This is a genomic window from Rhodococcus sp. MurmanLake-1 (assembly GCF_056945715.1).
In genome coordinates this window covers 627,153-652,373 of sequence record NZ_JBWZNF010000002.1, presented here as the reverse complement: position 1 = coordinate 652,373, position 25,221 = coordinate 627,153, and the positions used below count along the sequence as shown (strand labels likewise).

The window sequence follows — 25,221 nt, the reverse complement described above, 5'->3', positions numbered from 1 at the left end:
TTTACTCCTGGTACCCGAGGTAAGCGCTGCGCACGACGTCGTCGGAACGAAATTCCTCGGGCGTTCCGGCAGCGACGATGGTGCCTACGTCGAGCAGGAAGACCTTCGACGCGAGTTTCATCGCGAGATCGGCGTTCTGTTCCACGATCAGCAGTGCAGTTCCGTCGCTGCGGTTGATCGCACCGAGCGTGTCGAACAATTCGGCAATGACGATGGGCGCCAGACCCAGGCTCGGTTCGTCGCACAAAAGAAGGGTGGGACGGCTCATCAATGCCCGTGCGACCGCGAGCATCTGCTGTTCACCGCCTGACAGCGAACCGGCCAACTGGGTGGACCGCCTCGCGAGCACAGGGAATGTCTCACACCACCGCTCGATGTCGGCTTCGATCTCCGCCTTGTCCTTACGAAGGGCCGCGCCGACGAGCAGGTTGTCACGCACCGACAGTTGGCCGAGAGTTCCGCGGCCCTGTGGGACAAGGCTGACGCCGGCGGCCACGGCGCGTTCAGGTTTGGATCCCAACGGCGAACCGTTGAAGGTGATCGTTCCCTGATGCGGAATCAATCCGGCAAGCGCGCGCATCATGGTGGTCTTGCCTGCACCGTTCGCGCCGAGGACGACAGCGACCCCGCCGGGTTCCACGTCGAGCGAAATCCCGTGCAGTACATTGCCTCGCCCGTAACCGGCGTGCAGATCGTCGACGTTCAGCAGGGTCATGCGGCACGTCCCAGGTACGCGTTGATCACGGCGTCGTCCTGCTGGATCTCCGCCGGGGATCCCTGGGCAATTTTGTGGCCGAAGTTCAGGGCGACAACGTGATCGGAGATCCCGAGCACCAATCCCATGTGGTGTTCGACCAGAAGCGCGCCGAAGCCGAAGTCGTCGCGGAGCGAGACGATCAGTTCTCCCAGTTCTTTGACTTCACTGTGCGTGAGCCCGCCGGCAGGTTCGTCCAGCAGAAGCAGCGAGGGCTCGGACATCAATGCCCGTGCCAGTTCGACACGCTTGAGAGTTCCGAACGGTAGACCGGACGCGGGTGCGTTCGCGACGTCGACGAGTTCGAGACGTTCGAGCAGGTACCAGGCCTTCTCTCGAAGTTCTCGGACTCGCGCACGCGCCGGAGGCAGGCCGAGAAGCCCACTCGCGAGCCCGAAGCGACCTCGCGACGATCCACCGACCATGGTGTTGTCGAAGACACTCATGCCGCCGAACAGCGCGAGATTCTGAAAAGTTCGAGCGATTCCTGCAGATGCCAACGCATAGGGACGCAATCCCAACAGGTCGGTTCCTTGCCAGGTGATGACACCGCGACTCGGTTCGTAAATCCTTGTGATGCAGTTGAACAGCGTGGTCTTACCAGCGCCGTTCGGCCCGATGAGTCCGCAGATCTGTCCCGCGCGGACGTCGAAGCCGACGGCGTCGAGAGCCGTGACTCCGCCGAATTCGATCGACACATCGGAAAGCGTGAGTACGACCGGTGCATTCCCAGGTTGTGCGGGTGGTGTGTTTCCAAGCATTGGTTTCACCTCCTCGTGACACTTCAATTAACAGTGTGATAGAGATTACTACAGTAAACAGAGGCACTCCGTCAACGTGCGGCCCCCGATCCGGAGCCGAGAAGGGACATCATCGTGAGGTCCAACAACATTCACGCAGTCGACAGCGGCGGGGGCCCAGACGTCAGGGACTACAGCCCGGTCGACGCTCTCGTCGCCAAGCAGGAAATCTACGAGGTTCTGACTCGTTTCCTCCGAGCCGCAGACCGCGGCGACGTCGAGGACGCCAGGCGGTGTTATCTGCCCGGCGCAACCGAAGACCACGGGGGTGTCTTCACCGGCACCGCCGACGACTACATCGACCACATCGCCGGGGCCATCACCCACCCACGGTCACTGACCACCCACGCAATGACCAACGTCTTGGTCGAACTCGACGGGGATACAGCACACGTCGAGTCCTACGTGCTTGCCTTCGCACGAATCAAGACCTCGGACGGCATAGCCGACACACTCACCGCGGCGCGCCTGATCGACCGCTTCGATTTCGAGGACGGCAAGTGGGGAATCCGCCACCGCGCACTGCGGTGGGACTGGAACCACGACATGGCCACAGCCGAAGGCTGGATCTTCGGGATGCTCGCGCCTGAAACGTCATTGAAGAAGAGCAAGAAATTCCCCGACGACCTCATCTACACCCGACAGACACAGGAGAACTCATGACAACCTTTCGCGGAACTCCGGTCGAGGGTGCGACCGTCCTCGTCACCGGCGCCAATCGAGGCCTCGGGTTGGCCTTCGTCCAACAGGCGAAGTTGATGGGCGCAGCCAAAATCTATGCGGGGGTGAGAAATCCCGACGAGGTGCCGGCCGAACTCCGAGCCACCGGTGCGCACATCGTCGAACTCGACGTCACCGATCCAGGACTCGTCGACACTGCCGCCGGGGCGTGCGGTGACACCACGGTCGTCGTCAACAACGCCGGGCTGTTCACCGGGAATCGGCTGATCGAGGCCGACGACCGAGAGGCCGCTCGAGCCGAGATGGAGGTCAACTACTTCGGACCGCTGACGATGATCCGAGCCTTCGCGCCGGTCCTCGCCGCCCGCGGCGGAGGATCGATAGTCAACGTCTTGTCAGTCGCCGCAATCGCACCCACCGCCTTCATGGGCGGCTATTCACCGGCCAAGGCGGCTGCTCTGTCGCTCGGTGGCATCGCCCGTGCCGAACTCGAACCGCACGGCATCACCGTCACCTCGTTGATCGTCGGCAGTGTCGACACCCGCATGGCTTCACACGTGCAGGGCCACAAGGAAAATCCCCTCGACATCGCCGCGACCGGACTCGCCGCCATGCAACGCGGCGAGTGGACGTGCGACACCGATTTCATGGCAATCGACGCCCGTGCGCGTCTGGCTCGAGACCCGATTCGGTACGAACGCGGACTGGGCAAGCTCCTCTTCGCCGGCGAACTGACCACTCGATCATGAGCGATCCGATTCGTGTTGCCCAGTGGGCGACCGGCGCCATCGGCAAGACCGCGCTCCGCGGAATCATCGATCGTCCCGACCTCGAGTTGGTCGGCCTGTACGTCTACAGCGATGCCAAGGTCGGGCGCGATGCCGGCGACATAGCCAGACGCGCGCCGACGGGCGTGATCGCCACACGCGACGTGGACGAGATCATCCGCTCGCGCCCCCAGGTTCTCATCCACAGTCCGCGTTTGCAGATTCCGTACGAACGCCACGACGACGATTTGTGCCGTCTGCTGCGCGCCGGGATCAACGTGATCACGACGGCCGGGCAGCACTTCCCCCGCGCACACGGCACCGAGCGCGAGCACATGTTCGCCCAAGCATGTAAGGAAGGCGATTCGACGCTCTTCGGCGTCGGAGTGAGCCCGGGCGTCATCGGTGAGCGATTGGCGTTGGCTCTGACGGGAACATCGATCGAACTGGACCGCATCACGATCGACGAGGTGCTCGACGCTCGCGGCATGCCTGACCCCGACTTCGCATTCACCGTCATGGGAATGGGCTCGCCCCCGGAGGAACTGGACGGAACCGGGCCGTTGCCCTCGCTGTACGCGTCGCTGTATCTGGAGACCATCGCGTTCATGTGCGAACGTCTGGGGATCACCTACGACGAGGTCGTATCCGATCACAGGGTCGTTGCGGCGCGAACGGATCTCGACGTGGCCGCTGGACGCATCGCCGCCGGAACCGTCGGAACCACCGAATGGCGCTGGCACGCAATGGTCGATGGAAAGCAGTTCCTCACTCTGGCCATCATCTGGACCATGGAACCCGATCGTGAGGAATACGCGGGGCGCGATCAGTGGGAAGTCCATCTGTACGGCAAACCCGAGATCGTGATGACCGTCAATCTCGTCGAACCACAAGATCCGAACAGCCGGACAACCGCCGGTCAGTTCATCACTGCGGGCCCGGCACTACGCGCCGTCGAGCATGTACTCGCTGCTCCCACCGGCATTTTCGAACCCCCTGTCTTTGCCCCCTTCAGATTGGAGCATTCAGCATGACCACTCAGCCGACGGCCGTAGGTTCGACTGCCACCCGTGAACCCGCCACCCGCGAACCTTCTGTGAACGCGCTCCTACCCGATGGTCGCCCCGTGCAGAATCTCGAAGACTTGCTGCGCAGCCGGGCGATTGCCAGTCCGGAGAGCACCGCCGTCATCTCCGATGACGGCCGTACCAGTTTCCGCGAGCTGGACATCGAAGCAAATCGTGTCGCGAATGCACTTCTGCGCGATGGTGTTCGAACAGGTGACCGGGTGGCGTACATCGGCGCCAATGCACCGTCTTTCCTCTCCGTCCTGTACGGATCTTCGAAGATGGGCTCGATTCTGACGGCCGTCAACAATCGGCTGGCACCGGGCGAGGTCGACTACATCCTGAGCAACAGCGAGCCGACCGTCGTCGTACTCGGAGCAGGCGATGAGGGCCTCTCCGACGTCGCCGCGGCGGTCGGTAGCGTCCGGACCGTCGTCACGGTGGACGGTTCCGCAAACTCGGTCTCGTGGAACGACTGGCTCTCCGGTGCAGGGGACGACGACCCAGGAGTGTCACGCCTTCCCGACGATACCGCGCTGATCTTCTACTCGTCGGGAACCACCGGCCACCCCAAGGGAATCGAACTCACCGGCGCGAACCTCGGCCGCGCCCTCGCGACCATGTATCACCTGCTCGATCTCGACACCGATTCCGTGGCCATGTGCCCGGTCCCGTTCTTCCATGTGGCGGGGCTGGGTCTCGCTCTCGTCACGACGCTCGGCGGTGGCGCTCTACTTCTCAAGACCATCGCCGGTCCGCTGGAGCTGGTGGCGCTGATGCAGGAGTACCGGGTGACTCATGCGGTCGCTGTTCCCGCGGTGATCAGCGTCCTCACCTCCCTTCCTGCTGTACGCGAGGCGGATTGGAGTGCCCTGCAGTTCCTGGTCTACGGAGCGGCGCCCATGCCGCTACCCCTGTTACAGGACGCCACCAAGGTTTTCGGATGCAGTTTCCTGCAGGCCTACGGACTCACCGAGTCGACTGGCGGCGTCACCATGCTGACCCCCGAAGATCATCGGGCGACCGACGAGTCGACCGCGCATCGGTTGAAGTCCGTCGGGCAACCGATGTTCGGCGTACCCATCCGCATCGTCGATCCCGTGACGCTCGAAGACGTCCCGGTCGGTACCCGCGGCGAGGTGGTCATCGGCGGCGCACACGTCATGAGGCGCTACTGGCGCAACGAGGCAGCCACTGCGGCCACCATGTTGGACGGCGACTGGCTCCGAACAGGAGACGGCGGATCGTTCGACGAGGACGGGTATCTCTACCTCCACGACCGCCTCAAGGACATGATCGTCTCCGGCGGTGAGAACGTCTATCCCGCCGAGGTGGAGAGCGTTCTCTCCGGCCACCCCGACATCCGGGAGGTCGCGGTAGTCGGCATTCACTCCGATCGGTGGGGTGAGACTCCCATTGCGGTGGTCGTTCGTTCGGGCGATTCGGCTGTCACCGAAGCTGAGATCATCGAGTGGTCACGCGAGCGACTGGCGCACTTCAAGTGCCCCAGTGCAGTTCAGTTCATCGAGGAACTGCCACGCAACGCGAGTGGGAAGCTTCTCAAGACTCGTCTGAGACAGGACTTCGCTTGAGTCCATGAAAGGAATTCGGGGCCGGTCGCTTTGAGCGATCGGCCCCGATTTCTGTCGTTCGATGTGAAGCTGGCTCAGCCTGGGTGAATCCGGAATTCGACGCCGCCGACGATCAGGCCGGGCTCGACGGTGTTCGCTCCGATCGACGCCGCCAGATCGACCGCACTGAGCATCGACCGCTCGCCCGGAACGAACGACACGGCGCGCGACCCCAGCGCAATCGAGAGTGATTGCGCCGAATCCAGTTTCTTGCCGAACACTTCGGCCCACAGCGCCGCCGTCTTGGCCGGATCGGGAGAGGACACGTCGACGCCGAGAATGTCGTCGACCCGTGGATCGAGGGAAACCTCCTTCTCCGTCTGGTCCCAGAACCACTCGTCGGCGTCGGGAATCTCGTCGAGTTCTACGAGCAGTCCGAGATCACCGGGATGAAGTTGGACGATCCGGTGACCGTAGGCCTCGAGATCTGCCACCGTCCGAACATCGGCCGCAGCTGCACGTTCCAGATAGGGCTCGATGTTCGAAACCTGGATCGAGAGTGCATAGCCGCCCTCCCCTCCGCCCTTGCGGATCCATCTCGCCAGCGAGACCGTCTCGTCGAGCGGTGCGACGATCTCGAGAAATGCCTGCGGCCCGACGGCCACGGTCTCGTCGGCCAAACCGATGTCTTCGAGCAGTGGATCTGCGAATCCTGGTGCCAGATTCAACGCTTCACGTAATTGTTGACCGGTCTTGTCCAGGTCTCGTGCACCGATCACCACCTGCCGCAGGATCTCCCACGTGCCCGCGTCGTGCGTGCCCGTCACAGTCCGACCGCTTCGGCTGCGGTGTCGGCACTCTGCCAGCGTCGGAGCTCGGCACCCGGCGCCCACGTCGAGTGGGTGCCACTCGAAATCCGTTCGGGAAGGCGAAGTTTGCACAATGGTCCGTCTCCGACGCGGGCAGCGTCGAAGATCAGGCAGAAGGACGCGTCCTCGTTCATGTCGGTGGTCAACGTGATGAGATAGCCGTCGTCTTCGGCGGTACCACCCACGCGTGGTGCCATCGAGGTCTCGCTTCCATACACGCCGTCACCGAAGGAGAATCGTTCCTCGTTCCCCGTCAGCAGGTCGTGTTTGACCAAGCCGTCGAACAGGAACCACGACGGCTTACCAGAAGCCGCATAGGCGTATCGGTACTTCTCACCCGCGAAATTGCCGTTCATCATGCCGAATTCGGTGATCGAGTCACTGAGTTGCTCTTCACGCGTGGCTCCGGTGACCAGGTTCAAACGCCAGCGGTGAAGCCGGGTCTGCATGCGATCGAGAGCGAGGAAACGGAAGGCGCGCTCCCACTGATTGCCCATACCGTTGTCCGACGGCTCCGGATCACCCTGGTAGAAACCGTCCAGAACAATCTCGTCCCCCTCTTCGTAGGCGTTCACGAAGTGCAGGACGTAGGTCGGATCGGCCTCGAACCACTTGATGTCAGCGGTGTTTCCGCGGCGTGGGATGACTCCGAGACGGAGCGGGATATCGGGATGGAAATTCGCGACGTGCGCGCCCTTCTCCAGTAGAACCGGATCCCAGAACAAGGGGCAGTCGTTGAGGATCGCGTAGTTCTCCGTGAAGGCCATGTCGTGTGGCAACCGCGGACCGGGAAGCGGGACGTCGACGTAGTGGACCAACTCGTTGGCCGAGTCCACGACGCCGTAGTGCATGTACGGCGCTTCCTTGCTGTAGTTGAAGAACAGCATTTCTCCGGTCTTGTCGTCCACCTTCGGATGCGCGGACACACCCCATTCGAAGGGGAACTTGCCGTTCCAGCTTTCCTTTCCGAGTGTCTCCGCCGACATCGGATCGAGACGATACAGATCTCCGCACTGGTAGAAGCTGGTGAGAGCAGTCCCCCGGTGAACGACGACGTCGGTGCTGGACGCGTCTTTCATCCGAGTGCGCGCACCCTTGCCGCCCTCGGGGCGACTGAGTTTGGGAGACTCGGCGAGTCCGGCCCACAAGGCGCCGCCGGCATCCTGCTCGGCCGCCAACCCGTCAGTCCGTACGAATCGATTGCGGTAGAACGACTCTCCGTCACGAAAGCCCACGATGTGAATCATTCCGTCGCCGTCGAAGGGATGATAAGCCTTCATCGAGGGATGGAGCGGATTCTCGGTGTTGCGCAGGTAGACACCGTCGAGGTCTTTCGGAACCTCACCGAATACGACTTCGAGGTTGTCCGCTTTGAACTCGGTGGTCTGGGGTTGCCACGGGCCGGTGCGATACGGGTGATCGTCATCGGCGGGAAGGGTGGACAACAACTTGCCTACGATTTCGACGTCCATGGAATTCTCTTTTCGACTGATGGGGAAAGGCTGGGCTGCACTTTCAGGAAACTGCGTCGACGACAAAACTGACGGTGGTGGCCGTGCTTCCACCGAAGTTGAGCGTCGCAAAGCGGCTCGCACCCTCGACTTGGAAACCGCCGGCCGTTCCCGTCACCTGATGGGCCGCGTCGAGAAGCATTCGAACACCACTGGCACCCACCGGATGACCACCGCCGATCAGACCGCCGCTGGGGTTGATCGGTAGCTTGCCGCCCATGGCGATGTCACCACTCTCAATGGCTTTCCACGACTCGCCGGGCGCGGTCAGACCGATGTGGTCGATCGCGAGATACTCACTCGCCGTGAAACAATCATGTGTTTCGATACCGTCTATCCCGGCCAGGTCGACTCCGGCCCGGGAGAAGGCACCCATCACCGCATCCCGAACGTGTGGCATCACGTAGGGATTATCGGCGTCACGGGCCAGCTTCTGCTCGAGACCTAAACCAACAGTCCGGTGACCCCAGCCCGCGATCTGGGCCAGCGGAGTCGCCGAGGCATCAGGATGCTCACGGAGGTACTTGTCCGTCACCAGCACAACCCCGGCGCCACCGTCGGTCACCTGGCTGCAATCGAATCGTCGAACACCGCCTTCCACAACAGGATTGGTGGCGTCGTCGCCGCCTGCATTCCCGAGCAGATCGGGTACCGCCCAACCGCGTGTCTGTGCATTGGGGTTGTTCTTCGCGTTCGCGAAATTGATCTGCGAGATCGCGCGAAGGTGAGATTCGTCGATCCCGTAGCGCCGCCCGTACTCCTTCGACACACGATCGAACATGTACGGCCACATGAATTTTGCTTCCTGACCTTCGTGTCCGACCCAGGCTGCAGCGCCCAGATGTCCGGCCGCGTCATCACCCGGAACCGTCTTCTCCAGTTCGATACCCATCACCAGTGCCGCGTCGTAGTTGCCGGCGCGCAGGTCTGCCATCGCGGCGAGTACGGCGATACTGCCCGATGCGCACGCCGCCTCGTGCCGGGACGAGGGCACACCCCATAGATCTGGATGCACGGTGGCGGGCATCGCACCCAGCTGACCTTGGCCGGCAAACAATTGACCGAAGGCATTACCGACGTGGATCACCTCGATGTCGGCGGCAGGAACCTTCGCCGCGGCCAGGGTGTGGTTCACCACCTCTTCGGCAAGGTTCGCGAAATCGAGTTCCTCACGGGTGAAGTTCCGTGCGAAGTCGGATTGGTACCCGCCGAGAATCCAAATGTTCGAAACAGTCATGACCTCTCCCCTTGCCGATCCGGCATCGGTGACGTCACCGAGATACCCGTGCATCGGCGGTTGTAATTTCATCGCAACCGTACTACAACTAGCAGAGTAACTCTACTAATTGAAGGGTTGAAAATGACTGATGCTTTTGTCCTCGACTACGTGCGCACACCGCGCGGCCGAGCATCGACGCGAGGTGCCCTCCACGAACACAGCCCAGTCGATCTTGTCGTCCACCTGGCCAAGGCTTTGCAGGGTCGAACGAACCTCGCCGCAGAACAGATCGACGACGTCGTTCTCGGTTGCGCATCGCAGGTGGACGAGCAGGGCGCGAACATCGCGAGAACTGCCGCACTCCTTGCCGGTTGGGGCGATTCCGTTCCCGGCGCGACCCTCAATCGTTTCTGCGCATCCGGCGTCGACGCAGTCGGCCAGAGCGCAGCCCGCATTCGCAGCGACGACGTCTCCCTGGTCGTGGCCGGTGGCGTCGAAAGCGTCTCCCGCACTCCGATGTTCAGTGATCGCGGACCGCTGTGGATCGACCCGGCAACCATCGCGCAGATCGGCTCCATCCATATGGGTGTTGCCGCCGACTTGAATGCCACGATCGAGGGGTACTCCCGCGACGAGTTGGATGCGTACGGCGTCGAAACCCAGCACAAGGCTGCCGAGGCCTGGCGCAACGGCGCATTCGAGCGGTCCGTTGTGCCCGTTCCCGGCAGAAATGGTGAAGCCGGAATCGCGCACGACGAACTGGTCAGGGCAGAGACGACGGCAGAGGGACTCGCCGCGCTGCCTCCGGCCTTCGAAGGGCTCGGCGCCGCCGGTCAGGATGCACTCGCGCTCGCCGCCTACCCTGAGGTCGGCAAGATCGAACACCTGCACACCGTCGGATCCTCTCCCGCCATGGCCGACGGCGCAGCACTACTACTCCTCGGATCCGAGAAAGCCGCGGCCAGAGCCGGCCTGACCCCTCGCGCACGGATCATCGGATCCGCCTCGACTTCGGTGAATCCGGTTCTCATGCTCACTGCGGGCCAGAGCGCCGTGGAGGCAGTCATCGCTCGAGCCGGGCTTCGTCCACAGGACATCGACGTGTTCGAGTTCGCAGAGGCCTTCTCCGCGCTCTGCCTACGGTTCCGCCGCGATCTTGACGCCGGGCCGGACCGCATGAACCCCAACGGCGGCACGATGGCGATGGGCCATGCATTCGGCGCCACCGGAGCAATTCTCGTCGGCGCGTGTGTCGACGAACTGGTACGGAGCGACGGACGCTACGGTGTGGCCGCGGTCAGCGGCGCCGCCGGCGTCGGAGTCGCGGTGCTAGTCGAACGGATCGCCTCGTGACCGCCAGTTCACTCTCGGGCCGCGTTGCCGTCGTCACGGGAGGGGGTAAGGGCCTCGGCCGTGCCGTCGCACTGCATCTCGCGAGCCGAGGGGTCACGGTGATCGTCAACAATCGAAATCGCACACTCGACGGGAGCGGCCGGGGTCCTGCAGATCAGGTTGTCGACGAAATCCTCGAAGCCGGTGGCCACGCCGTCGCCAACCACGACGACGTCACCGACCCCGAGGTCGGTCGAAAGTTGGTGGACGACGCTCTCACTCGGTTCGGACGACTCGATTTCTGCATCACCAGTGCCGCGGTCAGCGGTCCACAGATGCTCCATCGCACCACCGCCGAGAACCTCAGCACCGTCATCACGACAAACGTCGTCGGGACCGCGCTGGTTGCCGCCGAAGCCTCCCGAGTGATGCGCGAGGCCGGATTCGGGCGCATCGTGATGATTGCCTCGACCGCAGGACTGCACGGCGAACCCACCGTATCCGCCTACGCCGCCAGTAAGGGTGCCGTCATCGCACTGGGCCGCACCGCGGCCGGCGAAGGCGCGAGTCGCAATGTGTTCACCAATGTCGTACTGCCCTATGCCACTACGCAGATGACCGAGTCCGGAATGGACCCACGATTCATCGACATCATGGGGGCCGATCTGGTAGCCCCGGTGGTCACTGCTCTCGTCGATCCCGAGTCCACGACCAACGGGCAGGTGATCGTCACCGCAGGTAACGGAGTGCGTTCGGCCGACGCCGTCGAGGGCTCGACCGAATTCTTGCCCACCACCACAGAACTCGATGCCAAAGCGCTCGACGCGCTGCTCGTGACCAGCCGGCTCGGCACTCCTCACACCTATCCGAGCGCACAGGAAGCCTTCGCGGACTTCGCTTCCGAACTGCTCGACCACCACAATCAGAAAGCGCGCGCATGACCGACATCCCATTGGGCGACCTTGCACTGAACTTCGGTGTGAGCGCACTCGCCGTACTCGTCTTCATCGCAGTCGTGATGGCCGTAGCCATCCGGATGAACAATCACTCGATCATCGACATCTGTTGGGGGCCTGGCTTCGCCGTCGTCGCCGTCGTCTCGTACCTGACGTCCATCGGATCGGACGGCAACGATCTGCGTCGCCTCGTGGTGCTGGCACTGACCGTGGTGTGGGGAATGCGACTCGGCCTCTACATCGGCTTCCGAAACCGTGGGCACGGGCAGGACAAGCGCTACTCTGCCCTACTCAAACATCAACAGGGACCGCTGGTTCCGTTCCTGATTCGCAAAATCTACGGCCTCCAGGGCGTTCTCATTCTCGTGGTGTCGCTGCCCATCCAGTTCGCGATGTACGAGTTTCGCGCCCTCGGAGTCCTCGGCGCGATCGGCATCGCAGTCTGGACCGTCGGCTTCGTCTTCGAATCGGTTGGTGACTACCAACTTTCCCGATTCAAGGCAGATCCGGCCAATTCGGGAATGGTGATGGATCGTGGACTCTGGGCCTGGACCCGGCATCCCAACTACTTCGGCGACGCATGTGTCTGGGTCGGACTGTTCATCCTCGCGCTTGGTGATCCATTGGCGCTGATCACGATCGTCTCGCCGATCGTCATGATCAAACTACTGGTGAGCTACAGCGGTAAGGCCTTGCTCGAACGAGGCATGCGCAAGAGCAAAGGCCAGGCCTACGACGACTACGTCGCCCGGACCAGTGGCTTCTTTCCCCGTCCGCCCCGTCCGGCACGAAACCACGCGTCGTGAGCGCCCCCACGAGTGGTCTCGCCGACGTCTTCGATCTGGAATCGACCGGCCCGGACCGGTGGCAGGGGTCGAACGACGGTGTTCGTCTACCTCAATTGTTCGGCGGCCAACTGGTAGCCCAGTCGATTCTCGCAGCCGGGCACACGGTTACCGACGGCAAAGCGATCAGTTCCGTCCACACGCACTTCCTTCGCCCGGGGTCGACGAATCGCGCAACCGAGTTCTCGGTAGATCGCCTTCGGGATGGAAAACGCCTGTCCACCAGAGGCGTCGACGTCCACCAGGACGGACGACTCGTCTGCCGTTCGACGGTCTCTGCTTCCTCGATCGACGAGGGCATCACTCACAGTCGCGCCGTACCCGCCGCACTCCCGCCCGCTGAGTGCGTGACGTTGCAGGAGTTGGCCGAGGCAGACGGCGGGTTGGGCGAGGTGTGGGAGGAGTTCTCCGCCATCGAGATTCGTGTGTCCCCCCTCGATTCGCAGTCCCCCACGACGCATTCGGCGGCGCCTCCGCGCAACATCTGGATGCGTTCGGCTCAGCGACTGAGCGACGATCCGCTGATTCACGTCGCTGCTCTCGCCTATGCCAGTGATCTGATGCTGATGGCAACCGCGCTGACTCCGCACGGCTACGACATCGGGCAGGAGCACTCGCTCGATACGGATTGGACGGGCGTGTCCCTCGATCACACGATGTGGTTTCAGCGTCCCGTGCGAGCGGACGAGTGGCTCCTCTTCGAGCATTCGACACCCACTGCTCATGCCGGCAGAGCAGTCGTGAATGCCGCGGTCTTCGATCAGTCCGGACTCCAGATCTGCCAGATCACCCAGGAAGCGTTACTCATTGCCCGTATCGAGTGATTCCCGACTCTTTCTGCAGACCACTCGGTACGGTCTCGCGGTGCCGCAGGGTTCGCGGGCTATGATTTCGGGGTGGTACGAGTGAATGCAACCGGATCTTCGGCGTCGGCCGGATCTCCGACACCCACGCCGTCGGTGGGCGTCACCGAGTTGCCTGCGGGCGGACCCAACGCACTGGCGGTCACGCTCGGGCTACTGGGAGACGAGTGGAACCTCTGGATTCTGCGGTTCGCCCTTTTGGGGTCGCGTCGATACAACGACTGGCTGGCTCTCGGGGGAATCTCCAACTCGGTGCTGTCCTCACGGTTGGCAGTCCTGACGGCCGGCGGAATGCTCGAGCGCCGGGAGTACCAGCAGAACCCGCCGAGGCACGAATACTCGGTCACTCGCAAAGGCCAGTCGATCTGGCCGGTCCTCATCACCATGTGGTCGTGGGAGAAGCAGTGGGCACCGAATGAAACCGCGCCACTACCGCCACTACGGCACAGCACCTGCGGAAACGACTTCACTCCGATCCTGCGTTGCAAGGAGTGCGGCGAGGACGTCGACGTGCGATCCCTGGACTCCCAAATGGGGCCGAGTGGGGACTTCTCACGCAGTGTGCCCGAAGCAACGTCGAGGCGCCGCTCGACCAAGTCCGAACGCCGACCGGAAATCCTGGCTCACACGATGGAACTCGTCGGCAATCGCTGGTCGGCAGCGATCATCGGGGCAGCTTTCCGAGGTGCCCGTCGTTACGGAGAGTTCGCCGAGATCACCGGTGCGCCGCCGGCAATCGTCGCCGATCGGTTGAAGCACCTCACCGAGATCGGTGTGATGGAAACGCGGCCGCTTCCGGATCGCCCACAGTGGTCGGAGTATCGACTCACCGACAAGGGAACCGCGTACTTCCCCGTCGTGATGTGCATGATCTCGTGGGGTCAGCGCTGGTTCAGATCCGCGGACGGTCCGGACATCGTTCTCCATCACAAGGCGTGTGGAAAGCGGTTCGAAGCAAGGCTGGGTTGTAGTGCGTGTGGTGAGGAACTGAGGTCTTCGGACATCGAGGCGATCGACCTCACCACCTCGGTGCACGTGCCTGGGTCCGGTTGGTCCTGAGATCCCCACTCAGCCGGCAGTGCGGATCCTGTCGAAGCTCCGGCCTCGGTGTTCGAGCGGCAGCCTGTCCCCTCGCCCGAACAATTTGTTGCGCAGCGTCCCCGCTTCGTAGTCGCTCTGGTAGGCGCCCCTTCTCGTCAGTTCCGGAATCACATGCTCCACAATGTCTTCGAAGGTTCCAGGAGTCACCGCGTAAGCGAGATTGAAGCCGTCGACGTCGGTCTCGGCAACCCACTTCTGCAACTCGTCGGCGACCTCCGCGCCGGAACCGACAACGATCGGGCCGAGCCCGCCGATACCCGCCCACTCCGCGATGTCTCCCACCGTCCATTCGCCGCCCTTCTCGTCGGCCTGACGAAACGATGCGACCGCGGATTGAATGGCGTTGCTCTCGACGTTCCCGATCGGCTCGTCCGCTCGGTATCCGGAGAGATCAATTCCCATCCACCCCGAGGTGAAAACGAGTGCGCCTTCACTACTCGCGTAGCTGCGGTAGTCCTCGAGCTTCGCCTGGGCCAACTCGGGGGTTCGGTCGGTGACGATCGTCAACAGTGTGTAGATGCGGGCCGAGTACGGATCGCGCCCGACCTTCGTCAGTTCGTTTCGGATTCGGGCAACGGTGTCTTTGAGAATCGCCTTTGTCGGTGCACCCACAAAGATCGCCTCGGCATTCTCGGCGGCGAACCGAACCCCGCGTGGCGACGCGCCGGCCTGGAAGATGACCGGCGTCCGCTGCGGAGAAGGTTCGGAGATGTGGATGCCCGGAACCGTGAAATGCTTGCCCTCGTGCTCGATCGGATGAACCTTGGAGGGGTCCGTGTAGACCCCGGTAGTTCTGTCACGCACCACCGCGTCGTCTTCCCACGACGTTTCCCACAACTTGTAGAGAACTTCGAGGTACTCGTCCGCGTGGTCGTAGCGATCGTCGTGCTGGAGTTGGTCGTCCTCGCCCATGTTCCGTGCGGCCGACGGGAGGTATCCGGTGACCACGTTCCACCCGATTCGCCCGTTCGTCAGGTGGTCGAGGGTGCTCAAGCGCCGAGCGAACGGGTACGGATGCTCGAAAGCTGTACCTGCGGTGATACCGAAGCCCAAGTGCTCGGTCACGGCAGCCATCGCCGACGCCAGCAGTAGCGGGTCCGAGACCGGTACCTGCGCGCCCTGCCGCAGCGCTGCGTCGTGATTGCCGCCGTACACGTCGTAGGTTCCCAACACATCGGCCAGGAACAGCCCGTCGAATCGTCCACGCTCGAGGAGCTTCGCCAATTCCGTCCAGTACCTCAGATCCGTATACCTGGACGACTGGTCCTCCGGGTGACGCCACAGACCTGGCGATTGGTGGGCGACGCAGTTCATGGCAAAGGCGTTGAAGCGGATTCTGCGGGTCATTCCCGCACCATGCCGTGCCTGCTCCGCGGTGAACACCATTGCGATCAGTGCGATCGGTTCGGCTCCTGCTTGCACCCGGCGATACCGTCGACTTCGCGACCTCGTCGGCGGGCCGCTACACTGACTAGCGCAGCTGTGACGCCCGAGGCTTCGTGCCGACAGGTCGAGCGGATGCAACAGTAGTATCGGGAAGCGAAAACCCCGGCAGCACAGGGTTTTCAGCACTTGTCGGTACGCTCCCCGCCCTCGTAGCTCAGGGGATAGAGCATTCCTCTCCTAAAGGAAGGGTCGCAGGTTCGAATCCTGCCGAGGGCACCAGGTGGGACTCTCCCCACATCGGCGTGACCAACGTGCCATTCTTGAATTCATGACGACGCCTCACTCCACGGCAACTCCCCCGAAGAACATGTCTTTGATCCCGGGTGGGACGTACTGGATGGGCTCCGAAGACTTCTATCCGGAAGAACGCCCAGTTCACCAGGTCACCGTCGACGGATTCTGGATGGACACGACGGCGGTGACAGTCGCCGAGTTCCGACGCTTCGTGAAGGCAACCGGCCACGTCACCACTGCTGAAATCGCCCCGGATGCCGCCGACTATCCCGACGCCGATCCAGCCCTCCTCGTCCCGGGATCGTTGGTCTTCAATTCGCCACCCGGCCCGGTTTCACTCGACGACTACACCCGGTGGTGGTCGTTCACTCCCGGCGCCGATTGGCGCCATCCCGAGGGCGCCGACAGCAACATCGGGGGACGCGAACGGCACCCCGTCACCCACGTGTCGTACTTCGACGCCCAGGCCTACGCCGCGTGGGCCGGCAAGGAACTCCCGACCGAGGCCGAGTGGGAGTTTGCCGCCCGCGGCGGACTCGATCGCCAGGCCTACGTGTGGGGCGATCACGACTCTCCGGGCGGGCGGCCCGGTGGCAACGTATGGCAGGGCCAGTTCCCCTGGGAGAACCTGCTCGAGGACGGGTACGAGCGCACCGCTCCGGTCGGAAAGTTCCGGCCCAACGGCTACGGACTGCTCGACATGGCCGGGAACGTGTGGGAATGGACGGCCGACCACTACACGTCCGACCACGCCCACAGTTCCAAGAACGTCGCGCCGGCCTCGTCGTGCTGCATTCCTCGCAATCCCCGCGCGGAGTTCGCCACCGAGGCCTTGGCCGGCGAACCCTACGCACGACGGGTGATCAAAGGCGGCTCACATCTGTGTGCACCGAACTACTGCTTGCGATATCGCCCCGCCGCGCGGCAGGGCGAATCCGAGGAGTCCTCGACCTGCCACGTCGGCTTCCGGTGCATCATCCGCATTCCGCAGGAGTAGATCAGAAGGGCCGGTCCCCCAGGATGGCCACCCGCTCCATGACGCGGCGATGCGGGAAGTAGTCGCTCGCAGCGTAGTGCTGGGTGGCCCGGTTGTCCCAGAAGGCAATGGAATTCGGCGCCCACTTGAAGCGGCACTGGAAGTCCGGGACCTTGACCTGCGCGAACAGCAGGTTGAGCAGATCGTTGCCTTCGACAGGATCCATATCCGGAATGTGGGTGGTGAAGAGGCTGTTGACGAACAGCGTCTTCCGCCCGGTCTCCGGATGCTTACGCACCATCGGATGCAGAACCGGCGGGTACTGCTCCTTCATCTGCTCCAACTTCTCCGGGCTCATGCCGCGTCCGAAGGACGGCACAAAATCGTGGATGGCGTCCTTGCCGTCGATCAAGTCCTTGATCTCGTCGGGGAGGCAGTCGAAGGCGTTACCCATATCGGCCCAGAGCGTGTCACCACCGGCAGGCGGCACGTCGATCGCCCGAAGTACTGAACCGAGTGGCGGCGTCTTCGTCCAGGTGACGTCGACGTGCCAGATGTTCTCCGTTCCTGGACTGTCCTCTCCGCGTTCGAATCTGACGACTGCCGGGACCTCTCCCTGCGGGAGAAGTGGATGAACCTCGAGTTCACCCCAATGGGCCGCGAAGTCACGATGATTCAAGCTCGAAATCGGCTGGTCCCGAAAGAACACGACCTTCCATTCGAGGAGGGCCCGGCGCACGTCCTCGATCTGCTCCTCCGACGGATCACGCAAGTCGATATCGCTGATCTCGGCACCGATGAACGGTGTGACGGGTGTCAGAGTGAACCGCTCGTACGGCCTCGATTCAACGCCTTCCGGATTGCGCCTCATTCCGCGTGGTCCGAATTCGATTGTGTGATTGCCGATTTGGACTGTTCGTGATGATGTAAGGGTAGCCATCGAATGACTCCGTCCTGTCGTGTCGTGTCGTGTCGCGGGGTCACACGTCAGTCGACGCGTGCAGCCGCTTTGCTCGTGTGCGTTTGTGTGTGCTTTGGGGCGCGGTCAGTGCTCCTACCGCGAGATCGACCAGATGATCCACCGTCGTATCGAAATCTGCCTGCACAACAGGGTTTTCGTCTTCGCGGCGCTGCTCGAAGATGGCCAGAGCGGAGACGCTCATGTTGAACGTCAGATCGATCCGTTCCACCGCGACGCGGCGGGGCAGATGCGGCAATGCCCGCGTCAACCTGCCGACAACCTCGTTGATTCCTTCACTGACCTCGCGAAACTCAGCACTCTGTGTATCGACTGACGGTGAAATTCTCGCGATGAACCGCGCATAGTTGGACCCGTCGACCGTCGCCATGAAATCGGCAAGCGGATACAGGAAGGCTTCGACCAAAGCACGGACCAGATCGGTCCGCCCACTGGCGTCGACGTCGTCGAGATACGTCAGTCGCGCTGCATTGATCTGATCCATCCGATGCCGGAATACGGCCAGCACCAGACCGTCTCGCCCACCGAAGTGATACTGAACTGCAGAGTTGTTGCGCTGCCCGGCCGCAGTCGCCACGTCCCGCATGGACACTTCGTGAATACCGTGCTCGGCGAACATCCGCTCGGCGACGGCGATCATGGCGTTCTTGGCATCCAACGAGGCGGGCATATACCGACCATATAAGTCACTGACTTAATTCCGCAAGACCCACCCCCTGTGCGCGGTTAGGGAGTGCAGGGACTCCTTAACCACTCACAGGGGTGACTATCCCAGTCAGCGAGACCTACGCCGCCAACTGAATTCCGATCGATACGCTCCAGATTAAGACGACTGCTTAATCGACCCGGTTTTGCATACGCCAAGGAGCCTGCTGGTGAATCGCCATTCCATCCCGATCATTCCCGAGACGCCGAACGTCGCGGCCGCCGTGTACTACCCCGATCAGAATCCCCCGTACACCCGCCCGGAACCGCTTCGCCCGCCGGCCGGGGCCCCGAACGTGCTGCTGATCATGATCGACGACGTCGGATTCGGCGCACCCTCCGCGTTCGGTGGCCCGTGCCGCACGCCCACCGCCGAGCGTTTGGCCGAAACCGGCGTGAAATACAGCCGATTCCACACCACGGCTCTGTGCTCGCCGACGCGTGCCGCCACACTGACGGGGCGCAACCACCACAGTGTCGGTATGGGTGTCATCTCCGAAATGGCCAACGCGGCACCGGGATACAACGGTACCCGCCCTGCCTCTGCCGCCACGGTCGCACGCGTCCTGCAGGGAAACGGCTATGCGACGGGCGCTTTCGGCAAGATGCACCAGACCCCGACGTGGGAGACCACCGCTGCCGGGCCGTTCGATCGGTGGCCGGTCCGTGAGGGTTTCGACAAGTTCTACGGTTTTCTCGGTGCCGAGTCCGATCAGTTCACCCCGGTTCTCTACGAGGACTTCACGATGGTCGACTTACCCAAGACGCCACAGGAGGGTTACCACCTGTCCGAAGATCTCGTCGACCACGCGATCGAATGGGTCGAGGGCGTCAACACGATGGACCCGGACAAGCCGTGGTTCTGCTACCTCCCCTTCGGCGCGTGCCACGCTCCACTTCAGGTCCCGGACCGCTACCTGGACAAGTACGTCGGCGAATTCGATCACGGGTGGGATCGCCAACGTGAGATCACCCTCCACAAGCAGAAGGAACTGGGCGTCGTCGCTCCTGACACCGAGTTGGCCCCGTGGGCTCCGGGGCTCCCACACTGGGACGAACTCGACGACGACCAGAAGAAGGTCTCGGCCCGTTTGATGGAGTTGTACGCGGCATTTCTCGAGCACACCGACGACGAGGTAGGCAGGCTCGTCGACCGGTTGCAGGAAATGGGTGTACTCGACAACACTCTGGTGCTCTACATGATGGGTGACAACGGCGCCTCCGCCGAGGGCGGCATGGAGGGCTCGTTCAACTACCTCGCCGGCCTCAACGGTTACAAGAGTGCGACATCCGACGTACTGGCGCGCTACGACGAATTGGGGACCGAAACCAGCTACCCGCACTATCCGGCGTCGTGGGCTCTGGCTCTCGACACCCCGTACCAGTGGGCCAAGCAGGTTGCGTCCCACTACGGCGGTACCCGAAACGGTCTGATCGCCCACTGGCCCAAGGGGATCGACAAGCCAGGAATCAGGGAGCAGTGGCATCACTGCGTCGACATCACGCCGACAATCCTGGAAGCTGCCGGCATTCCGGCACCGACCAGCGTCGACGGGGTCACCCAGAAACCGATGGAAGGCGTGGCGATGAACTACACCTTCGCCGAGCCCGACGCCGAAGAGCGCCACACCACACAGTATTTCGAGATCTTCGGCAACCGCGGAATCTACGATCACGGTTGGACCGCAGTCACGGCCCACCGCGCACCCTGGCTGATGGCCACTCACGGCCTCGAGCTCACACCGATGAGCGAAGACCGCTGGGAGCTGTACGACACCTCGGTCGACTGGTCGCAGGCCCGCGATCTCGCGGACGAGCATCCCGAGATCCTGGCCCGGCTCAAGGAAAAGTTCCTCGTCGAGGCGGCCAAATATCAGGTGCTGCCGCTGGACGACAGAACGGTCGGTCGCCACGCCACCGCGGAATCACGACCCCCGCATCCGATGATGGGCCGCAAGACCCTCACGCTGTACCCACACATGAACGGCCTGGTCGAGAAAGCCGCGCCGACGTTCTTCAACCGCTCGTACACGCTGACCGCGAGTCTGGGTAGCGTCGCCGACGGCATGCTGGTCAGCCTCGGTGGCCGGTTCGGCGGATTCGCTTTGTACATACTCGATTCCGTCCCCGTCTACTGCTACAACTTCAGCGGCGGTGGTCGGACCTTCGTGCGTGGGCGCAACCCGCTGGCACCCGATACCCGCGAGGTGTCCGTCCACTTCGAGTACGACGGCGGCGGAATCGGCAAGGGAGGAACCGCCACCCTGAGCGTCGACGGCGAGGTGGTCTCCGAGGGCCGGATCGAGAAGACCACTCGGGCGATCTTCAGCATGAACGAACAGCTCGACGTCGGCATCAACCGGGGAAGCCCGGTCGCGGAAGAGTTCGCGGACAAAGGCACGTTCCGCTACGGCGGCAAACTCAGCAGCGTGACGATCGACTTACGCTCCACCCGCGACGTGGTGTCCGCGGAGGAACGGGAGAAAATCTCAGTCGCCGTGCACTGACCGAACAGGCGACGCTCGCCGATTGTGCAGCCGCGCGCGATATCTGCCGTGCGGCTGCACAATCGCCCTGCGTCTATCCGACCGTGTACATCTTCAGGCACGGCCCCACCGCGCGAGCTTCCAGGATGTCGCGCGCCTTCTCACGCGCCGCGTTGAACTCCCAGGGCGCAGTGGTACCCGGCACTCCGAATCGATATCTGCTCAAGGCACATGAACGCTGCGGTTCCGGTAGACGATCCAAGGCAGGCACCGCGTCGACAGAGAGCCCGTGCAAGTAGGAAACGTCGATGCTCTTGCCGCCCTCGAACCGCTCCACGTTCTTTTGCGCGATGTACGCATCGGGGTTGAACACCGCGAAGGCAAGCAGCGCGACGGCCGAAGTGGCGAGAACAGCTGTGGGCAGCCACTTCCCGGACATCCGAATACCTGCGACGAGCAACAACACGAACACGAAGCCCAGAAGCAGCTCTGTCGCGAAGACGCTGACCCGGAGCACCGTGAAACCGTACTGATTCTCGTACAACCACATCCGGTGCACAGCGGATGCCACAATCACCAGACTGAAGACACACAGTGCACCCAACAGTCCGCGGGCAAGACGCCTCGATCCAGCGTCGCGGCGGTCGATGTACCGCACTGCGACGGCGATGACGAGCAGCGTCAGCACGGTAACCGCCATGAGCTGCCAGAAGCCCTCACGCGCGTAGTCCGCGTAGGTCAGTCCGTCGGTCACCTGTACGTGCTCGTCTCCCCCGAACAGCGTCTTCGTCTGTACTGCAACAAAACCGAGGAACAGCACGTTGAGCACTCCGAGCGGGACCGCCCACTCCCACATCGGCAACGGCGTCGCCGGCGCAGGTGCAAACGCGTCCACCGTCGGCGTTCTGCGACGCAGGTACACCGCAACCAGTGTGCCGAACGCCATCACGACGCCGGCAAAGATCCGTGCCCCCGGGTTCGACACCGAGATGGCAGGAGCGAAGCCGCCGAAGATCTTCGCGAACTCCGGATCCGCACTCACGAACAAAGATCCGAAAATCAGCAGGAGAAGAATCGACACTGCGCTCACGACTACAACTCGCGCCGCCGGCACCCGCGGAGCAGAGCGGGTAGCAAGTTTTCGACGACGAACGAAGTTGACCGTCCGGTGGGGTGCCCGCCAGGGAGCGAACGTTCCCAGAAGTATTCCGGTCCACGTCCGCCCGCCGATCAGAGTCCACGTGAACAGAACCCACGCAGCTACGACGCAGAGGAACACCAACCACTCCGCACCGCGAACGGCGGCAACGCCCAGAAGTGCGAGCATCCCCATCGCGGCGGCCCACTGCGTCGTAGACATCCGCGGCGGCGTCAGAATCCCGAACACGATCACCACGCCGACACCGACGATCACGTACGCGATACTCACGAACCCTGGATCGAGCATCAGGGCCGCCAGCGCCCCAACGCCGCTCGCGCCGACGAGCATCGAGCGGGTGGCCATCGACGTGCGATCGGGACGCCAGAACCGGCTGGGTCGCTTGGGTTTTGCAACCGGTATCGGCGCTTTCGGCGGAATGACTATTGGAGCGCTCATGTGATCTCCCATGTTTCGGGTTCAAATTTCGGGTTCGGAACTACGGGCGAATGCCTGATGAAGGCATGCGCCATCGCGAGATCTCTCGATCTCGTTGGAAACTTTGATTCAGCTCTGCGGCAGCACTACTCGAATGCAGCAGCCCGACGGGGCATCGACGACGGCGATCCTGCCGTCATGTAATTCGACCGCCCACTTCGCGATCGCGAGGCCGAGCCCGGTACCCCCGTCGGTCGATCCGCCGCGGATGAAGCGGTCGAACACTCGCTCACGGGCGTGTGGCTCGATGCCGGGGCCGTCGTCGTGGACATCGAGCACCAACTCCCCTGCACTGCCGGTACGTACTCGGATGACAACTTTCGTGTCGACGTTCCCGTGCTGAACCGCGTTGTCCACCAGGTTGGTCACCACCTGATGGAGGCGATCCGGATCGGCTACCACGGACAATTTCGGAGGCTTGACGTCTATCTCGATGTCGCCCGCACTCACACTCGACAGCTCACGTAGGAACGGCTCGACCTCGAAACGGCGGCGCTTCAACGGCATAGCGCCGCCCTCGAGTTTCGAGAGGTCGAGAAGGTCGGCCACCAGCGCTCCCAGTCGTTCCGTCTGCCGCAACGCCGATTTCATCATCGCCGGATCCGGTTCTTCGACACCGTCGACAACATTTTCGAGCATTGCTTGCAAAGCGGTGATGGGCGTCCGTAATTCGTGGGAGACGTTGCCGATCAACTCGCGACGGTACCGGTCGTCGGCCCCGAGGTCCTCGGCCATCCGATTGAACGCATGGGCGAGTTCGCCTACCTCGTCGCGGGAAGTCGCTCGTACCCGCCGCGAATAATCGCCGCGCGCCATCGCCTTCGCAGCGGCCGTCATCTCGCGAAGCGGTGACGTCATTCCGTGTGCGAGCACTTGTGTAACTCCGAGAGCGACAACCAGCGCCGTCAGGAGAGCAAAACGAAACGGTTGTTGCGACGTCAGCCAGAAACCGCCCGCGGCGAACAACAGCGCTGCGACAACCAGGAGGCCGACCTTCACTTTGAACGATCGCATCGGGTCCAGCGGCCGCGGCCACCGTGCAAAGAGTCGGTCGACGCCGCTCATCGCGGCACGTCCCAGGCGTACCCGACGCCGTGAACGGTCCGGATCACGGAAGGTCCGAGCTTGCGTCGTAGAGCCTTGACGTGGCTGTCGACGGTCCGACTACCCGCTCCCTCACCCCAGCCCCAGATCTCCTCGAGCAGCGACTCCCGCGGGATCGCCGCTCGCGGCCGCTCCGCCAGGTAGGCGATGAGATCGAATTCGGTGCGAGTCAGGTGGACTTCCTGCGTATCACGACGCACTCGACGTTCGGTCAGGTCGATCACGACGTCGCCGAACTCGAGCAAGTCGGCCACCGGGCGAGCAGCGTGCTCCGCACGATCAGCGCGCCGAAGCAATGCCTGAACACGGGCGACGAGGACACGCATGCTGAACGGCTTGCTCAGATAATCGTCGGCCCCGACGCCGAGACCGATCAGCATGTCGGTTTCATCGGCACGAGCGGTCAACATCAGCACGGGCACCGGGCGCACGGCCTGGATGCGGCGGCAGACTTCGAGGCCGTCGAATCCCGGCATCATCACGTCGAGCACCACTAGGTCGGCATCCATCTGCTCGCAGCGGGTCACAGCACTGGGACCGTCGAATGCCAACTCGACGTCGTAGCCCTCGGCACGCAGCCTCGCTGCGATGGACTCGCAGATACTGACCTCGTCGTCGACCACGAGCACTCTTCGCTGACTCATGGAACTGACTGTATTCGGCCCTCGTGGATGAACCTGGGAGGACTTGTGAAGGTTCTGTGCAGGTTCTAGAACCTGCGGATGTTGTTGATCGGCAGATCCGCCAGCGGCGTCAGTCCGGTCGGAACACCAACTCCGTAGGCGTTGAACACCATTCCGAATCCGGCGTAGATGCCGACGTGCGTCGCACCGGGGTAGAAGGTGATGACATCGCCGGGCGCGAGGGCCCACCGAGGAACCGGCTGTCCGACGTTGGCCTGCTGTTGGCTGGTCCTTGGCAGATTCACTCCTGCCTGCCGAAACGCCCATTGCACCAGCCCGGAGCAGTCCCACGAGTTCGGCCCGACTCCGCCCCATTGGTAGGGCTTTCCGGTCTGAGTGCTCGCTGCTGCCAGCGCGATCAGGCCTGCCGGACTCGGAATGGGGAGGGCGGCTGATCCGCTGCTGATGCTTCCTGCGCTTCCCAGGCTGCCGGAGCTCCCGCTACTGCCGCCGCTACCGAGGCTCCCCGGGTCGGCCGAGGCGGGGGCAGCGGAGAGCAACAGGACGCTTCCGGTCAGCAGAGCAGCGACCGTTCCCGTGCGGAGTGTCGACTTCTTCATGCATCCGTCCTTCGTGGGAGTCGTTTCGGCGCGCGGCAGCGCACCTCGATAGCCGTGAACTGGTAAGACACGTGAA

Annotated in this window: 23 protein-coding genes and 1 tRNA gene; 12 read left to right on the top strand and 12 right to left on the bottom strand. The window is 63.0% G+C overall.

Going from position 1 to position 25,221, the window contains the following annotated elements:
- Position 1: 1 nt before the first annotated feature.
- Positions 2-715, bottom strand: a complete 714-nt coding sequence (locus AC2ETI_RS09470) for an ABC transporter ATP-binding protein (RefSeq protein ID WP_264613179.1) — start codon at positions 713-715, stop codon at positions 2-4.
- Positions 712-1,515, bottom strand: coding sequence for an ABC transporter ATP-binding protein (locus tag AC2ETI_RS09465; protein ID WP_264613180.1), 804 nt, complete (start codon positions 1,513-1,515; stop codon positions 712-714). The genes AC2ETI_RS09470 and AC2ETI_RS09465 overlap by 4 nt, the downstream gene beginning before the upstream one ends.
- Positions 1,516-1,629: 114 nt before the next feature.
- Here AC2ETI_RS09465 and AC2ETI_RS09460 point away from each other — a divergent pair, with 114 nt between their 5' ends.
- Genes AC2ETI_RS09460 through AC2ETI_RS09445 form a run of 4 tightly spaced genes read left to right on the top strand, consistent with a single transcriptional unit; the run spans position 1,630 to position 5,661 of the window.
- Positions 1,630-2,217, top strand: coding sequence for a nuclear transport factor 2 family protein (locus tag AC2ETI_RS09460; protein ID WP_483633823.1), 588 nt, complete (start codon positions 1,630-1,632; stop codon positions 2,215-2,217).
- Positions 2,214-2,984, top strand: a complete 771-nt coding sequence (locus tag AC2ETI_RS09455; protein WP_020970390.1) for an SDR family oxidoreductase — start codon at positions 2,214-2,216, stop codon at positions 2,982-2,984. The genes AC2ETI_RS09460 and AC2ETI_RS09455 overlap by 4 nt, the downstream gene beginning before the upstream one ends.
- On the top strand, positions 2,981-4,036 hold the full coding sequence (locus AC2ETI_RS09450) for an NAD(P)H-dependent amine dehydrogenase family protein (protein WP_097387043.1): 1,056 nt from the start codon (positions 2,981-2,983) through the stop codon (positions 4,034-4,036). The genes AC2ETI_RS09455 and AC2ETI_RS09450 overlap by 4 nt, the downstream gene beginning before the upstream one ends.
- Positions 4,033-5,661: a long-chain-fatty-acid--CoA ligase gene (locus AC2ETI_RS09445; RefSeq protein ID WP_092763071.1), complete on the top strand. Its 1,629-nt coding sequence runs from the start codon at positions 4,033-4,035 to the stop codon at positions 5,659-5,661. Before AC2ETI_RS09450 ends, AC2ETI_RS09445 begins: the two co-directional genes overlap by 4 nt.
- Before the next feature lie 74 nt (positions 5,662-5,735).
- On the opposite strand, the gene AC2ETI_RS09440 is transcribed toward AC2ETI_RS09445, so the two are convergent.
- Genes AC2ETI_RS09440 through AC2ETI_RS09430 form a run of 3 tightly spaced genes read right to left on the bottom strand, consistent with a single transcriptional unit; the run spans position 5,736 to position 9,257 of the window.
- Positions 5,736-6,467, bottom strand: a complete 732-nt coding sequence (locus AC2ETI_RS09440; protein WP_446695635.1) for a VOC family protein — start codon at positions 6,465-6,467, stop codon at positions 5,736-5,738.
- Entirely contained in the window at positions 6,464-7,981 is a 1,518-nt protein-coding gene (locus tag AC2ETI_RS09435) for a carotenoid oxygenase family protein (protein WP_019744811.1), read from the bottom strand. Before AC2ETI_RS09435 ends, AC2ETI_RS09440 begins: the two co-directional genes overlap by 4 nt.
- 43 nt (positions 7,982-8,024) lie before the next feature.
- Positions 8,025-9,257 (bottom strand): acetyl-CoA acetyltransferase, encoded by a 1,233-nt coding sequence (locus AC2ETI_RS09430; protein WP_069146487.1) that lies wholly within the window; start codon positions 9,255-9,257, stop codon positions 8,025-8,027.
- Between the two features lie 123 nt (positions 9,258-9,380).
- On the opposite strand from AC2ETI_RS09430, the gene AC2ETI_RS09425 reads away from it, so the two are divergent.
- From AC2ETI_RS09425 to AC2ETI_RS09405, 5 genes are all read left to right on the top strand, one after another.
- Positions 9,381-10,592, top strand: coding sequence for an acetyl-CoA C-acyltransferase (locus AC2ETI_RS09425; RefSeq protein ID WP_047890093.1), 1,212 nt, complete (start codon positions 9,381-9,383; stop codon positions 10,590-10,592).
- Complete coding sequence (locus tag AC2ETI_RS09420) at positions 10,589-11,512, top strand: SDR family NAD(P)-dependent oxidoreductase (protein ID WP_020970396.1); 924 nt, start codon at positions 10,589-10,591, stop codon at positions 11,510-11,512. Before AC2ETI_RS09425 ends, AC2ETI_RS09420 begins: the two co-directional genes overlap by 4 nt.
- Positions 11,509-12,333 carry a DUF1295 domain-containing protein gene (locus tag AC2ETI_RS09415; protein WP_483633822.1) on the top strand — a complete coding sequence of 275 codons (825 nt, stop codon included), beginning with the start codon at positions 11,509-11,511 and terminating at the stop codon, positions 12,331-12,333. Before AC2ETI_RS09420 ends, AC2ETI_RS09415 begins: the two co-directional genes overlap by 4 nt.
- Positions 12,330-13,196, top strand: a complete 867-nt coding sequence (locus AC2ETI_RS09410; RefSeq protein ID WP_020908689.1) for an acyl-CoA thioesterase — start codon at positions 12,330-12,332, stop codon at positions 13,194-13,196. The genes AC2ETI_RS09415 and AC2ETI_RS09410 overlap by 4 nt, the downstream gene beginning before the upstream one ends.
- Before the next feature lie 81 nt (positions 13,197-13,277).
- On the top strand, positions 13,278-14,294 hold the full coding sequence (locus AC2ETI_RS09405; protein ID WP_021345229.1) for a winged helix-turn-helix transcriptional regulator: 1,017 nt from the start codon (positions 13,278-13,280) through the stop codon (positions 14,292-14,294).
- A 9-nt stretch (positions 14,295-14,303) separates the two neighbouring features.
- Here the strand turns inward: AC2ETI_RS09405 and AC2ETI_RS09400 are convergent, their stop codons facing one another.
- Positions 14,304-15,683 carry an LLM class flavin-dependent oxidoreductase gene (locus AC2ETI_RS09400; protein WP_256063315.1) on the bottom strand — a complete coding sequence of 460 codons (1,380 nt, stop codon included), beginning with the start codon at positions 15,681-15,683 and terminating at the stop codon, positions 14,304-14,306.
- 242 nt (positions 15,684-15,925) lie between these two features.
- On the opposite strand from AC2ETI_RS09400, the gene AC2ETI_RS09395 reads away from it, so the two are divergent.
- Both AC2ETI_RS09395 and AC2ETI_RS09390 read left to right on the top strand, forming a co-directional pair.
- Positions 15,926-16,001: transfer RNA gene (locus AC2ETI_RS09395), tRNA-Arg, on the top strand.
- A 49-nt stretch (positions 16,002-16,050) separates the two neighbouring features.
- Positions 16,051-17,013, top strand: a complete 963-nt coding sequence (locus AC2ETI_RS09390; RefSeq protein ID WP_483633821.1) for a formylglycine-generating enzyme family protein — start codon at positions 16,051-16,053, stop codon at positions 17,011-17,013.
- Between the two features lies 1 nt (position 17,014).
- Here the strand turns inward: AC2ETI_RS09390 and AC2ETI_RS09385 are convergent, their stop codons facing one another.
- Together AC2ETI_RS09385 and AC2ETI_RS09380 are read right to left on the bottom strand one after the other, a co-directional pair.
- Positions 17,015-17,932: a TauD/TfdA dioxygenase family protein gene (locus tag AC2ETI_RS09385; RefSeq protein ID WP_029255969.1), complete on the bottom strand. Its 918-nt coding sequence runs from the start codon at positions 17,930-17,932 to the stop codon at positions 17,015-17,017.
- Between the two features lie 40 nt (positions 17,933-17,972).
- On the bottom strand, positions 17,973-18,641 hold the full coding sequence (locus tag AC2ETI_RS09380) for a TetR family transcriptional regulator (RefSeq protein ID WP_046379021.1): 669 nt from the start codon (positions 18,639-18,641) through the stop codon (positions 17,973-17,975).
- Between the two features lie 205 nt (positions 18,642-18,846).
- On the opposite strand from AC2ETI_RS09380, the gene AC2ETI_RS09375 reads away from it, so the two are divergent.
- Entirely contained in the window at positions 18,847-21,183 is a 2,337-nt protein-coding gene (locus tag AC2ETI_RS09375) for an arylsulfatase (protein ID WP_483633820.1), read from the top strand.
- Between the two features lie 73 nt (positions 21,184-21,256).
- Here the strand turns inward: AC2ETI_RS09375 and AC2ETI_RS09370 are convergent, their stop codons facing one another.
- From AC2ETI_RS09370 to AC2ETI_RS09355, 4 genes are all read right to left on the bottom strand, one after another.
- On the bottom strand, positions 21,257-22,759 hold the full coding sequence (locus AC2ETI_RS09370) for a DUF4153 domain-containing protein (RefSeq protein ID WP_483633819.1): 1,503 nt from the start codon (positions 22,757-22,759) through the stop codon (positions 21,257-21,259).
- Between the two features lie 108 nt (positions 22,760-22,867).
- Positions 22,868-23,863 (bottom strand): HAMP domain-containing sensor histidine kinase, encoded by a 996-nt coding sequence (locus tag AC2ETI_RS09365; RefSeq protein ID WP_047890295.1) that lies wholly within the window; start codon positions 23,861-23,863, stop codon positions 22,868-22,870.
- Positions 23,860-24,546, bottom strand: coding sequence for a response regulator transcription factor (locus tag AC2ETI_RS09360; RefSeq protein WP_020908708.1), 687 nt, complete (start codon positions 24,544-24,546; stop codon positions 23,860-23,862). Before AC2ETI_RS09360 ends, AC2ETI_RS09365 begins: the two co-directional genes overlap by 4 nt.
- Positions 24,547-24,611: 65 nt before the next feature.
- Positions 24,612-25,145 (bottom strand): NlpC/P60 family protein, encoded by a 534-nt coding sequence (locus AC2ETI_RS09355; protein WP_029255974.1) that lies wholly within the window; start codon positions 25,143-25,145, stop codon positions 24,612-24,614.
- Positions 25,146-25,221 lie beyond the last annotated feature (76 nt).